Genomic DNA, 13591 nt, shown 5'->3' on the forward strand with positions numbered 1-13591 from the left:
GCCATGGCGACCCTCGAATTGAGCTTCGAATGCGGTGAGTCCTCGCTCTCGGTGCGCCGGTTCTCGATCCACGAGGCGGTCTCGACGCCGTTCACGGTCTCGATCTGGGCCCGCTCGGAGAGCCCCACGGTCGACGTCGCGGCCATCGCGGGCTACCCGGCGATCTTCAAGGTGCGCACGGGCTACAAGAACCTCACGAGCGCCGACCTCCGCGTCTGGAGCGGCTACGTGAGCTTCATGGAGCAGACGCACGCCGAGCGCCGGCAGACGAAGGTGCACTCGACGTACCATTTCCGGATCGTGCCGCACCTCTGGCTCACCGATCAGCGGCGCAATTGCCGGATCTTCCAGCACCTCTCGATCCCCGACATCGTGGACAAGATCCTCGACGAGTGGGGCATCAAGCGCGCGTGGAAGATCGACCGCGGCAAATACCCGAAGCACGAATTCAGGGTCCAGTACGGGGAGACCGAATTCACGTTCATCAGCCGTCTCCTCGAAGAGGCCGGCATCGCCTACACGTTCCCCGACGTGGACGATTCAGGCTCGCTGCTCACGCTCAGCGACGCCTTGCACACGAATGCGCCGCGCCCGGGGGCGCCCGTGCCCTACGAGCACAACCCGACGATGGAGGCCGAGCGGGAGTTCATCTCGCGCATCTCGCTCGTGCGCGAGGTGCGCCCCGGCGCGCTCGTGATCCGCGATTACGACTTCCGGCGGCCCGATTACAAGCTCATCGGCGAGGCGCCGAAGGCCGGCGACAAGGCGCGGTTCGAGCAGTACCATTACATCGCGGGCGGCATGTTCGTCGAGGCGGGGCGGGGCGGAGGCACGCCCATCGCCGACGACAAGGGCGTCGCGCGGCACGACGACGCGACGGGCACGGCGCGCGCGACGCGGGCGCTCGAAGCGGCGCGCGCGGATCGCGGCGGGATTGCCTTCGAGAGCAACCTGGACGACCTCACGCCGGGCGTCGTGTTCCGCATCGACAACCACCCGCACCCCGACGTCGCGCGGCCCATGCTGACGACGGACACGATCTTCGAGGGGACGGCGGAGGGGGAATGGCAGGTCGTCGGGCACGCCGTCTTCGCGGACGTCGCTTACAGGCCGCCGCTCGCCACGCCGCGGCCGGAGGTGCTCGGCGTGCAATCCGTGCGGGTCGTAGGGCCTCAAACGGGCGACGACGTCGACCAGGCGATCCACGTCGACGAATTCGGCCGCATTCGCGTGCAATTCCCCTGGGACCGGCACGGCCAAAGCGACGACGACAGCTCGTGCTGGATCCGCGTCGAGGAGGGCTGGGGCGGCACGGGTTATGGCTGGCTGAACCTGCCGCGCGTGGGGCAGGAGGTCCTCGTGACGTTCATCGAGGGCGACCCGGACCGGCCCGTCATCGCGGGCAGGCTCTACAACCCGGAGAAACCCGTCCCCTACGCGCTGCCCGAGCACAAGACGGTCAGCACGTGGAAGAGCCAGTCGATCCCGAGCGAGAATGGCTTCAACGAGATCAAATTCGAGGACCAGAAGAGCGAGGAGCTCTTCTTCATGCAGGCGGAGAAGAACCTGCGCAAGCTCGTCAAGAACGACGAGATCGATACCGTCGGCAATGTCCGCGACAAACACGTGACGGGCATGTTGCTGGAGACCGTGGGCAAGGACCGGGTGCAGGTGACGAACGAGAAGCGCCTCGAAATGACGGGGCGCCTGCACCACATCCGGATCGGGCGCCACCGCTTCCAGCGCATCCGCAAGGACGAGACCGAATACAACTTCAGCCACCGCCGCCTGCTCGTCTTCAAGAACAAGGACGTCGTCGTCCGCGGGCACAAGCGCGAGCGCAACGAGTGGGACCTGCACGTCCGCGTGAACAAGGACCGCAAGGACCGCACGGGCAAGGACCACTCGCTCATGGTCTACCAGGAGCGGCACGAGAAGGTCGGCAGCGATTACGCGCGCGAGACGGGCAAGGAGATCCATTTCAAGGTCGGCGAGGAGCTCGTCGGCGAGACGAAGGACGCCACCCTGAAGGGCCCGGGCGGATTCGTGCGGATCGACATGACCGGGGTCGTGATCTCGGGGACGAAGGTCGACATCAACGTGAGCGGCCGGGCCGGGCATGGGCATGGCTCGCACCCGAAAGAGATCGCGAAGGCCAAGGAGGCGAAGACGGAGACCGGCTTCACCCACGTGCCCGAGAAATCGCCGGCGTTCGCGACGGTCGCGGCGCTCGCGGAGGCGCTCAAGCCCAAGGTTCGGCGCAAGGGGCCCGCGGCCGTTCGTTATGCGGCGCTCATGAGCATCGCGCTCGAAGGCAACGTGACCACGCCGCCGAGCGGCGCCGTGTTCTGGTCGGGCGGCGGCGACAAAGCAGGGTTCGTGGCCGAGCAGCTCGCGATGGAACGCTCGGCGGGCGGCACGCCGAGCGCGCGCCTCGAAATGACCCCGGGCGGCGACGCGCTCGCGAAGGCCGCGTACGGCGACGAATGGGAGGTCCAGGACAAGGCCTGGCGCACGATCTCGGGCAGGCTCGCGGACAAGGCGAGCGGCGAGATCAACGTGGTCGTCTCGTACATGCCGCTCGGCATGTCGGCGATCTTCCGCGAGGAGGTGCAAATCCTCCTCGATAACGAGAAATACACGTCGATCAACGTCCTCTTGATGCAAGAGAGCGCCACGGGCAAATACAAGGACCAGGCCGGAAAAACCTACGACCTCGTCCCCGTGCCGCTCGAGGACGTGCTGGCGGTGCCCCCGCCGAAGAAGGCCTCATGAGCACCGAAGAGCGAGCCCAGGCATTCAAGCGTTTCGTCGACAGCGTCGAGAGACCCGGCGAGAATTTCCGGGAGTCGGTCGACGTGGAGACGCTCCTCTCCCTCGAAAAGGAGGAGCGGCGCGCGGCCGAGGAGCTGCTCATGGAGCGGCTCTTGGTCGACGATTGGCGCGCGCCGCCCGCGCTCGCCGCCGCAGAGACGCGCGGCGCCGTCATGCCCATGCAAAGGGCCTTGCCCGACGCGAGCGGGCGCATGAAGGTGGCCATCGCGCGCGCGCTCGAAGACCTCGAAGCGATTCCCAAGGCCGACCCGATCGTCGCCGAGGTGATTCGCGAGGGCGACGAGGACAGTGGTCCGCCGGCGGTCGTCGCGGCCGGCCAGATGAAATCACCGGAGATTCGCGACGCGCTCGCCTGGGCCTGCATTCACCACCCGACGCGCGTGGTCCGCGTCAGCGCGGGCGCGACGCTTCTTTTCATGGCAGGCCTCGCGAAGAGCCCGCTCGCGCTCGAGTTCCGCCCCCTGATTCGGGGCCTGCGCGACGACGACGAGGCGACGCGGCGGGCCACGTTCGCGCAGATTTGCCATCTCGTCGGCATGCCGCCCGAGCTCGCCGATACCTGATCTCACGCGGAGGAGCGCACCATGTATCGTCTCACGGGTTCGGTCGGCCAGGGCGGGCGCAACGCGCACGACGACGTGCTGCTCGTCCAAAAACAGCTCAACAAGAACGCGCACATCACGTCCGCCATCGGCACGTTGCCCGAGACCGGAATCATGGACGAGGCGACGCTGCGCGCGATCCTCTCGTTCCAGCGCGCTGTCGTGCGGCTCGGCTCGCCCGACGGGCGCGTCGATCCCCACGGGCGAACCTGGCGTATGTTGCTCGGCGATCAGCCCCAGGCGACGAACGTGGCGTTCGTGCAGCTCTCGGGGGAAAACGGCAATTTTTATCTGTACGAGTCGCAGGACCGGGTCTGGGGCACGGCGTCGACCATTCAATCGATCCGGAACGTCGCCGCGGTGCTGAAGCCGCACGGGTTCGAGATCGCGATCGGGGACATCAGCTTTCAGCAAGGCGGCCGGATGGCGCCACACGGCTCGCACCGGCGCGGCACGGACGTCGACATTCGGCCGGTGCGCGCGGATGGGCGCAGGGCGCCGGTGACGATCTCGGATCCGAATTACAGCCACGCGCGGACGAAGCTGCTCGTGGAGGCGCTGCACGCGGAGCCGAACCTGAAGCTCATCCTGTTCAACGATTCGAAGATGGCCGGCGTGCGCTTCTGGGAAGGGCACCACAACCACCTGCACGTGCGCTTCGAGGAGTGAGCGCGTCGGCCGGGCGCCGATCACGCAGCGAGCGTCACTCGAGGTACCGGCAATTCGACGGGTCGGAGAGCTCGGTCGGGCACAGGGCCCTCCTGTACTCCTCTCCGTAATGCGAACAGCTGCCGCCGATGGGCAGCCACACGCACGTCTCGGGGTTCCCGCTGCCGTTCTCGCCGTGGCAGCACTTGACGACACCCGACTGCATTGGCTCCGGCGCGGGCGCCGTCCGGTGGCCGACGAGCGGCTCGCCGTGCTCCACGGCGCCGAGGTTTTGCGCCGATACCCCCTCGTTCGCCTGCGCCGTGAAGACGGGATACAGAAGAGCCGCGGCGAGGAAGGCGGTCGCAAAGAATCGATTGCGGTTGTGCGCGAGGGTCGTCTTCATTATGGTCGTGCTCCCTGAACGGTGATGGGTTGTGACGTTGTCGTGGCCGCGAGGCGCCTGCCGCGCGGAGCGCTCACGTTTGCGTATATCGCAACGGCCGTGCCGACCCGCTCGATAGCCTTCCGGGCCTCGCTGGGCGGGCAGATTCGAAAGGGAATCACCGCAGCCTGTCACGGACGTGGAACAACCGTCACGACGCTGTTACGGCACCTGTCACGGGCTCATGACGGCCTCGCCGGGAAGAAGCGAGGAGCGGGCGCCCTCCTCGTCGAGGCGGCGAGGGGCTAGCGCCGCTCGCCGGAGGCTTCGAGCGTCTTGCGCTCATCGAAGGGGAACGAGAGCTCGCCTGCGAGCAAGAGCAAGAGCAAGGACGGGACGAACTTGCCTCCTCAGGCGCGCTCCTCCGCCGGCTCGCCCGTTCGTGCAAGGGCAGGGATTGCACATCTCCAGAGGCGCGCTCGGGGCGCAAGCGTTGCTTTGCCATCGAGCGCGTCTGGGAGGTACACCATGGGTTACGTTCTGCGATCCCTGTTCGCGATGCTGCCCGTCCTGTCGATGGTCGCCCCAGCGGTGGCGGATGAGCCGAACAGACTGGCCAATACGCAATGGGAGCTCGAATCCATCGTCGAGGGAAGGACGGAGTGGCGTCCCTCCGGGAGGACCGAGGTCACGCTCGTGTTCCAGGCGGACGGGACCGCGAATGGCAAAGCCCCCTGCAACTACTACTTCGCCTCCTACACGGTCGAGGGGGACACGCTCTCGATGTCCTCCGCGGGAAGCACGAGAATGTTCTGCGAGGGCGTGATGGAACAGGAGGGCCGGTACCTCCGCGCGCTGGAGCAGGCCGGCCGCTTCGAGCTCTCGGGGGATGAACTGAGGATCGAGTACGGCAATGGGCAAGGCACGCTCATCTTCGAGCGAGACGACTGAGGGAGAGACCTGCCGGCGTCAGCGCCGATCGATCGAAGATTGCACCCGGCCGATGGAAAGCGCCTTGAGCGCGGCCGGGTGTGGCTCGTACTGGTCTTCCTGGAAGTAGAGCTCGACGAGCAAGCGCGCGCGGAACTTCTGGAAGAGCGGGAGCTTTTTCGCGATGTCGTCGGGGAGGTACACGGGCGCGGGGCGCGCGCCGGTGCCCGTGCTCGTGTGGAGGTGCGCGCGGATCGCGCTCATGCCGAGGACCTGGCGCTTCTGGTAATGGCGCCCCTCGATGAGCGCGCGCTCCATTTGCATATCGAGCGCGTCGGGGCCGAGAGCGCGGCGGCCGCGCTGGTAGGCCTCGCGAATACGCGCCGTGTATCCCTCGACGATCGGCGCGGGGCAGAGCTGCTCGGGCGAGGTCAAAAATTCGCGGGCCTCGCGCAGCGCCGTCTTGAGCCCCTCGTCGGCGCCCGCGATCGGCGTCGCCACGGCGATCGCGGCTTCGAGGGTCTTGCGCTCGTCGAAGGGGAAAGAAAGCTCGCCGGCGAGCAAGAGGAGCGACGGGACGAACTTGTTGCCCGGGCGAACGGCCGCGCCGAGCTCGGCTTCGAGCTGGTCGACGTCCTGGGAGGCGCCGCGCGAGAGGATCTCGAAGATGTCGCGCGTGTCCTCGACGATGATCGGGTCCTTTGTCGGGGCCGGGTCGTTCAGCGACTCGTCGGCGGCCTCGTCCTCCATTTCGTCGAGAATGGCGCGCCAGACGGGGACGCGGCAGATGCGCGCGACGCTCTCGGGGTTGTACCAGATCAAATGCACGACGTCGCGCACGTCGAGCCGGCCCGAGGGGCGGACGCCCACGCCGAAGGCCGTGGCCGGGAGGCGGCCGTCCTCGCGTTTGCCCGCGGCCGCCGTCGCATTCGAGGGGCCCGCGGCGGCATTGCTGGCGCCGAGGACACCGGCGGTCGCGTCGTCGCGCGTCGCTTGCGCGGCGGCGGTGGCCGCGACGACGACCTGCCCAATGGAGGGCCCGGCCGGGGTCTCGCCGCGGCTTATGCCCGCGCCCCACACGCTGTCGTCGGCGGGACGGGTCGCGCCGCCCGGCTGCGAGCCGCGCGGGACGGGCGGCGGCGGCTGCACGGGCGCGGGCGGCGCGGGGGCCACGACGGGGGCCACGACGGGCGACGGCGGCGCCGCGGGCGGCTGCCCGGGCATACTCTGCGCACGGAAGCCAGGCGACGAGCTGCGCGCCGGGGGCGGAGGCGGCGCTTGTGGCGCTTGCGGCGCGGGCGGCACGGGGGACCAGGATTGGGCATTCTGGCCTGGCTTGGCGAACGGGAGCCCGCCCGAGGGCGTGGTCCGCTCGTCCCATATCGCCCGGGGCTGCGCCGGCGGCGCGCCCGCGGCGGCGAACGGGAGCCCGCCCGATTGCGTCGTGCGTTCGTCGGCGATGTTGTGCGCGGGCGCGGCGGCCTTCACGAACGGGAGCGCTCCTGTCTGCCGCGGCGCCGCACCCCCGCGCAGATCCGTGGGAATGACGGTGTCGATTCCCTCGTCGTCGGCCGCGATCATCGTCATCGTCGCGGCGCGCGGCTTGGGCGGCGGAGGAACGACCGTCTCCGGGCCCACCGGCCTCCCGGGGACGGCCGGCGCGATGGCGACGACATTCGTGGCCTCTTCGAGCGTCACCACGATGCGGCCCGGCTCTTCGAGGCGTTCGAGCTGAATGCGCCCGCGGAACGTCAACGTCGCGATCTGGCGGTCGGTGTCGATCCAGAGCGTATCGCAGGCCAAGGGAAGGACGTGCGCGCCGCCCCGGCCTTCGAGCACGGCGCGGGGGCGGAGGCCCGGCAGGTTCGTGACGAGGCGGGGGATTTGCGGGTGCATGTTTTCGAGGACGATGCGCGCGTCCTCGGCGAGCTCGGCGAGCTGCTGGTCGCCGGGCGCGGCATTGAAGAACGAACGATCGAGGTCCTCGGGCAAGGGGGCCGCGATGAGGGAATGCGGGGTGAAGCTCGCGGCATACCGGCCGAGCTTTCCGCGGCGGAGGGGCCAGCCCGGGGCGACCGGGCCAAACCCGACGGGCGCGATGGGGGTGCTCGGGGAGCTGACGAGCAGGCCGGGCGGCTGGAGGTTCGGCAGCTTCATGCGGCCGAAGGAGTCGCGGACGTCGAGGCGCACGCCGACGGGGTTCGTGGTCTCGGGGCCGCCCGCGGCGCGCTCGTACGCGAGCGACATGCGGGAAAATCGTTGGCCCTCGACGAGGGCGCCGTCGGCGGTGAAGGTGCGGTCCTGGTGGACCTCGATCGATTTGTCGAGGTCGCCGACGATGAGGCGCGCGAAGAGGGAGCGGACGGGTTGTCCTTGCGGCGCGAACGCGGAGCCGACGAGCATGACGTCGATGCGCGCTTTGAGGGGGGCGAGGTCGCTCGCGGCGAAGAGGCTCCGGGCGTCGTCGTCGTCCCAGTGGGAGTCCTCCTCGTGCACCGGCTCCTGGGCCGGGGCGAGGGGCGATTTTCCGGGCTGGATCTGGCACGTCGCCTTGGCGACGAACGTGAGCGTCCAGGCGCCGGGTCCGGACTGCCAGATCATCGAGGCGACCGGTAGCGGGGAGAGGGATACGACCTCCATTCGGGGAGGTTAAACCATCGGAGTCCCCTGTTACCAGGTCATTGCATCGAAGCGCCGCCGTTGGGATCGGGCGGCAGCGGAGGCCTGCGCGCGAGCAGGTCGAGGGCGGCGGAGCGAAGGACGGCGGGGACCTGGGTCGACGCGGCGACGTCGGCGAGCTCGTGGCGCAGGAGCTGCGAGAGGACGGGCACGGAGAGCTCGGGGGGCGTGCCGGGATTCAGGACGAGCGCCATGCGCACGCGGGCGCGGGCCATCCAGCGCGCGGAGCGCGCGACCTCGGAGGCGATTTCGGGCTTCTGCGGGCGCTTGGCCGCGATACGGACGACGTCGTCCTCGGTGAGGCGTGGATTGGCGAGCAGGTTCTCGATGACGCGCGGATGCGGGTCGGCGAGGAGTTTGTCGAGGATCCCGCGGGAGGGCTTGCGCGCGAGGGCGCGGCGCTCGCCGAGGGAGAGGGGCCGGCCGCCGGGTTCGAGGGCGATGCCGCGATGCTCGATCGGCGAGGGGGCCTGGGATTCGGCGTGCCTGGCTTTGCGGCGGAGGAGGCGGCCGAGGGCGAGGAGGGAGGCGTCCTTGGCGACGACGCGGAGGGCGCCGACGAAGCCGGCGTGCAGGGGGTCGCCGAGGAGCGGGAGGAGGGCGGCGAGGACCTCGCGGGCGGGGGCTTCCGTCTGTTCGGCGCGAGAGGCGATCTCGTCGAGGGCGCGGGCGGCGGTGGGGGGGCCGGCGTCTTCGAGGGTGCGCAGGACGAGGGCGGTGCGCATGGCGAGGTCGGCGAGCGCGGGGACGACCTTGCAGAGGCGCGCGGCGAGGGCGGCGGAAGGATCGTCGGGGGCGGTCGGGCCGGGCATCGAGGGGAGGTGGAAGGGTAGCAGGGTCGAACGATGTCGGCGGCGGGGTCGATGATGTCGTCGGAGCGGGTCGACGACTTCGCGGGCCGGCTCGACAATCCCGCGGGCTGGCTCGATGACCTCTGGTCATGTCGTCTCGCGGGCAAGGTAGCGGACCTCGCCAGCGAGGTCGACGATTGTCGCGCGCGGCTTCCACGAAGCCGCGGGCAGGGTCGCACGAGGCGACGGGCTAAGGTCGGCGGCAAGGTCGCCGTTCATGCCTGCGGGTGGACGTGACGAGCGCACATACGCCGGGGGACGCAAACGAATCGTCTCGGCGAACGGATTGCGTGCCCGTGAGAATACGCGGACCTCGTGGCCGCACACGTTATGCGCTCGTACGCGCGGATGGCTCGACGCTCCACGGTCGGCCTCCGTCGTTTCCGTATCTGGCACGGACATCGCAATGGAGCGTGACCAGCCGTCGGCGTGGGGGCTCTTCCCGCGTGGGAAGCGGATCACGCTCGGACACCTCGCTCGCGAGGAGGAAGGGACTTGGCATGACGACTTCGAACAGGACCATCAAGACGTTTCTTCAGGCGAACAGCGCCGCCCCCTCGCTCGGGTCCGGCGGCGTCGATCGCGCCGCGCGGAGCTTCCTCGTGGCAGACGAGGAAATCGAGCGCATCGAGGCAATGGTCGTCGCCAAACAGCCGGACCTCCCCCTCCTCCTCCTGCGCGCGGACGCGACGTATGAGCCGATCGCCGAGGTGATTCGCCATCATCGCGCCTACCAGCACGTGCCCCGTAGCCTGGTGGGGCCGGCCGGCGAGCTCCAAGGGCTGCTCGCCCTGCAGGCCCTCGTCCCGCAGATCCAGAAGGAGAACGAGCCGATGTGGCGTCCGGAGCTCGTCGAGGAGCTCTCCGGGGCGGCGAAGCAGCTTCTCGATATCGAGGTGCCGGCGGACCTCGTCGAGGTCTACCACTCGGCGCGGAAGACACGCGGGGACGCCGTGAAGGCGCTGCTCGACGCGGATCTCATCCCACGCGAAGGTCCGAGGAGCGACCCGCGCATCGATACGGTCAAGAAGGGGCTCCCGGGGCGAGACGACCGGGGCTCCGAATGGGCGGACTCGGTCGTCCAGGTCACGGCGAACGGATTGAAGCCGAAGGTGGGCTCGGGCGTGTTCCTCGGTTCGTACCTGGTCCTGACCGCGGCGCACGTGGTCGTGGGCGCCCACTCCGTGACGGTCGCCTCACCGAGGCTCGGCCGTTCGTTCAGGGTTCGCGATGTGAAGGTGCATCCCGGGTTCTCGCAGGGCCGCGTGGACTGCGACTATGCGCTCATCGAGGTCGAACATGCGCCCGGCCTCGGGGTCTGGCGCAAGCGCGACTTCGGCGCCTCGGGTGGGCGCCATTCCGTGGTGCGTTATGGCTTCCCGACGAGCGGCTCGCGCTTCGGCGAGGGCTCGGTGGAGCGGATCGGGGACGGCCGCGCCTTTTTCTCGGACGATCTGACCGTGCCCCCGGGCGCCAGCGGCGGCGGTCTTTTTCATGCATCGGGGGACAAGGTCTACCTCGTGGGAATCACGACCAATGACGATACACCAACGGGGCCCAACAAGTCTTATGTGGGTCTCGCATTGAGCGGCATGTACGAATTACTCCCGGAGAAGCAATGAGAACGCATCGAGCAAATTCCTTCGGATCGGTCATGGCCGTCCTTCTTGCGGCCCTGTCGCCTACGCTCCCGGCGTCCGACGCGGCGGCGCAGAGCAAGCCCGCCAAGCCCGCCGCGGCGAGCGACGCGAAGAAGCCGGCGAACAAGGGCAACGCAGCGGCGAAGGCCGGCGCGGCCAATGCAGCGGCAGGCGAGGAGGCTCCGACGACGCCGCGCGATCCCGATGCCCCCGAGCCGCCGATCGACGGCGGGCGCGCCTCCGGGCAAACCAGGAGCTCGGTGCCCGCGATGCGCGTGATCGAGCTGAAATGGCCCAATCTGGAGGACATGACGCGGCGGATCTGCGGCGATGGCGCCGAGTCGGGTGCGGTGAAGGGAGCGCTCTCGTGCGCGGGTGACGGATATCAGGCCTGGTTCCGTATCCAGGAGGGATCGAGCTACAGGTCGTTCCCTCCGCGGACGAGCATGACGACGGCGTGCGACGCGGCTACCAAGGTGGCGAAGTTGGTGGATTTCGAAGCCCCCGGCGCGGCGCCGACGAAAGAGCTCCTGAAGGCATGCGGGGCGCAGGAAGACCCGGCTCGCCTCGTGGCCCAGCTATGCAAGACGCTACCGGACAAGTCGCCCATGCACACGGCGCTGGAATGCGGCGACAGCGCAGGCTGGACGTCCCAGGCCACGAGCCGCGCTTCGTCCTGGGAAGCGAAGACCGTCGGGATGCCGAGCCAAAAACAGACCCTGTGCGACGTCGTGCTCAAAACCCCGGGCGCCGACGGACTGCGGACGATCCCTGCCTACGACGAGCTCCACGAGCTCTGCAAGCCGGGCACCAAGCGGGCAGGCGCCGGGATCGCGCTCGCTGCGTTCGTCGCCCCGATGCTCCAGGGCGCCGGCGACTTCTTGAAGGAGCGCGCGCAAGAGGAGCTGCTCGCGTTCGCCGTGGAGAGCATCGGCGAGAAATTCTGCGGCGCGGGCGAGGACTATGGCTTCGAGGACCTGCAGACGTTCGCGAAGCACAAGCTCACGATCAAGTACGAAAAAGACAAGACGGGAAAGCTCGCCGATGTGGAAGGCTTCGCGCTCGGCACCAGCAAACCCATTGCATGGCTCGATTCCACGAAGCTCACGGGCCTGCGCTGGTCCGATCCCATCCTTGCGGCTCGCTCGGCGGCGACCCTCCCGAACGGGGTGGCGGTCGGGTACTGGGCGCTCGGCTCCGTGGACAACAAGAAAGCACGCGAGCTCCGGACGAACGCGATGTCGAACCGAGACCTGGCCTCGGGCTCCATGTTCTTCCCGGAGACGTGCGCCACGTTCCTCCCCCGCGGGCTCCGCGGGCATGCGGACGTCGACGCCATCTACAGCGGCCGGCTGCAACGCGTGCTCGCGGGCGAGGTCATGACCCTGCCGATCCGCCTGCTCTCGCTGGAGGGTCTGCCGCTCTCCAAGGCCACCGCGACCGCCACGGAAGAGAAGCAACTCCGGATCATGGCGTACACGCTGGCCACGCAGCTCCTGAGCACCGTGCAGACCAAGAAGCCTGCGCTCGAGTTCCTCGAAGGTCTCGAGCCGGCCATCCGGAAGGCGCTCGAATCCGAGAGCATCGACAAGGACAAGACCGCCTTGCCGACGGATTGCAAGTTCCAGAAAGGCACCACGCCCTCGTTGCCCTGCGTCCTCGGGCTGTTCTTCACGATGGCCTCGAAGACCCAGGTCATGCTGGAGCAGCTCGACGCCGAGAAGTTCCCTCCCGAGCAGCTCGGATTCAAGTGGATCGAGGAGGGCACGAAGAGCTTCTGCAAGGAGTACGGAGGCGAGACGGGCGGGAACACGTGTGTCTTCGGCGGGCTCGCAGAGACCGAGGTCGCCGTATGGAACGAGCTCCAGGCGATGGTGCAGGCGATCGCCGACTTCCACGACGCGGTCAGCGCCGTCGAGGTGCAATACAAGGCGGCGCTCGCGTCGAAGCCGCCCATGGTGGCCGGCGCCGAGGCCGCGGAGGGCGTCGCGGCAGCCCTCGACGCGCTGACTGGCTCCATGCTGAGCCTCGGCGAGGCCATCGCGAAACATGTGGCGACCACGCAAGGGTCGTCGAACGGATTGGGGAACGGGCTGAACAAGCTCCAGCAGTTGAAACAGGTGACGGGCCTGGTCCACGAGGGGCTGAAGGCGACGACCGCGGCGACACGGCAGGACTATCGCGCCGTCGCGACGAGCCTCAACGTCATGCTCAACAGCCCGCTCGTGGCGCCGTACATCCACGAGAAGACGAAGAAGGGCCTCACGTTCGTATTCGCGCTCGGCCAGGCGAAGACGAGGGACGACGTCCACAAGCTCCTCGACGAGCACGCCGCGCCCCTCGGCAGCTACCGGGCGAAATACGTCGGGACGAACCGGTGGTTCATCAACGGGTTCGTCGGGCTCGGCGGCTCCTACAACTTCTGGACAATGCGCACCCGCGAGAAGAACGACGTGGTCCAAAGGCCAGACGACTTCAGCTTCGTCCCCTTGTCCGCCCCCATCGGGATCGACTGGACGATCGCCTCGCGGAAGACACAGAACGTGGGCCTGACCCTGACGGTGCTCGATCCCCTAGCGCTTCGGGTTGTGGAGCGTGAGGATCAGGAGGTGGAGTACGATTTCGACGGCGTCGTGTCGCCGGGCTTGTTCGTGCGCTGGGGGATGTTCCGCTCGCCCATCGCCCTCATGGGCGGGGTGCGCTGGCAGCCCTTGATGAAGTCGGGCGCCAATGATTGCGGGGCCGGCGGCAAGCAGGCATGCTGGCAGGGGCCGATGCAAGTCATGCTCAACGTCGCGGTTGACCTGCCCATCTATCCGCTCGATTGACCGGCGCCACCGGCAGGCGCGCCCGTGTCCGGTCAAACGATCCCGGCCATCACCTCGAACGCGAGCTCGCACCGCCCGAACAGCGGCACGATGCAAGCCCCCGCGACGCGGTTTCCCACCGCTGCGAGCAACCTTCATCGCGAAACACGGCCCCGGCGGGGAGCGCATCTTCAGCAGGAAGATCGCAACGGAT

Annotated in this window: 9 protein-coding genes; 6 read left to right on the forward strand and 3 right to left on the reverse strand. The window is 68.6% G+C overall.

Going from position 1 to position 13591, the window contains the following annotated elements; translation table 11 throughout:
- The first annotated feature begins 3 nt into the window (after positions 1-3).
- From E8A74_RS23075 to E8A74_RS23085, 3 genes are read left to right on the forward strand one after another with little or no spacing between them, the layout of a single operon-like run.
- Complete coding sequence (locus tag E8A74_RS23075) at positions 4-2775, forward strand: type VI secretion system Vgr family protein (RefSeq protein WP_136931215.1); 2772 nt, start codon at positions 4-6, stop codon at positions 2773-2775.
- Entirely contained in the window at positions 2772-3398 is a 627-nt protein-coding gene (locus tag E8A74_RS23080) for a HEAT repeat domain-containing protein (RefSeq protein ID WP_136931216.1), read from the forward strand. The genes E8A74_RS23075 and E8A74_RS23080 overlap by 4 nt, the downstream gene beginning before the upstream one ends.
- Positions 3399-3419: 21 nt before the next feature.
- Positions 3420-4106, forward strand: a complete 687-nt coding sequence (locus tag E8A74_RS23085) for a penicillin-insensitive murein endopeptidase (protein WP_136931217.1) — start codon at positions 3420-3422, stop codon at positions 4104-4106.
- 34 nt (positions 4107-4140) lie between these two features.
- Here E8A74_RS23085 and E8A74_RS23090 read toward each other — a convergent pair whose 3' ends face one another.
- Positions 4141-4491 carry a hypothetical protein gene (locus E8A74_RS23090; protein WP_136931218.1) on the reverse strand — a complete coding sequence of 117 codons (351 nt, stop codon included), beginning with the start codon at positions 4489-4491 and terminating at the stop codon, positions 4141-4143.
- Positions 4492-4998: 507 nt separating this feature from the next.
- Here E8A74_RS23090 and E8A74_RS23095 point away from each other — a divergent pair.
- Positions 4999-5421, forward strand: coding sequence for an META domain-containing protein (locus E8A74_RS23095; protein ID WP_136931219.1), 423 nt, complete (start codon positions 4999-5001; stop codon positions 5419-5421).
- 18 nt (positions 5422-5439) lie between these two features.
- Here E8A74_RS23095 and E8A74_RS23100 read toward each other — a convergent pair whose 3' ends face one another.
- Together E8A74_RS23100 and E8A74_RS23105 are read right to left on the reverse strand one after the other, a co-directional pair.
- Positions 5440-8040 (reverse strand): DUF2169 family type VI secretion system accessory protein, encoded by a 2601-nt coding sequence (locus E8A74_RS23100; RefSeq protein ID WP_136931220.1) that lies wholly within the window; start codon positions 8038-8040, stop codon positions 5440-5442.
- A gap of 38 nt (positions 8041-8078) precedes the next feature.
- Entirely contained in the window at positions 8079-8891 is an 813-nt protein-coding gene (locus tag E8A74_RS23105; protein WP_136931221.1) for a hypothetical protein, read from the reverse strand.
- A 539-nt stretch (positions 8892-9430) separates the two neighbouring features.
- Between E8A74_RS23105 and E8A74_RS23110 the strand changes: the two genes are divergently transcribed.
- Both E8A74_RS23110 and E8A74_RS23115 read left to right on the forward strand, forming a co-directional pair.
- Positions 9431-10552 (forward strand): trypsin-like serine peptidase, encoded by a 1122-nt coding sequence (locus tag E8A74_RS23110; protein ID WP_136931222.1) that lies wholly within the window; start codon positions 9431-9433, stop codon positions 10550-10552.
- A 32-nt stretch (positions 10553-10584) separates the two neighbouring features.
- Positions 10585-13398, forward strand: a complete 2814-nt coding sequence (locus E8A74_RS23115; RefSeq protein ID WP_136931223.1) for a hypothetical protein — start codon at positions 10585-10587, stop codon at positions 13396-13398.
- Positions 13399-13591 lie beyond the last annotated feature (193 nt).

The sequence above is a fragment of the Polyangium fumosum genome, from assembly GCF_005144585.1.
Taxonomy (GTDB): Bacteria; Myxococcota_A; Polyangia; order Polyangiales; family Polyangiaceae; genus Polyangium; species Polyangium fumosum.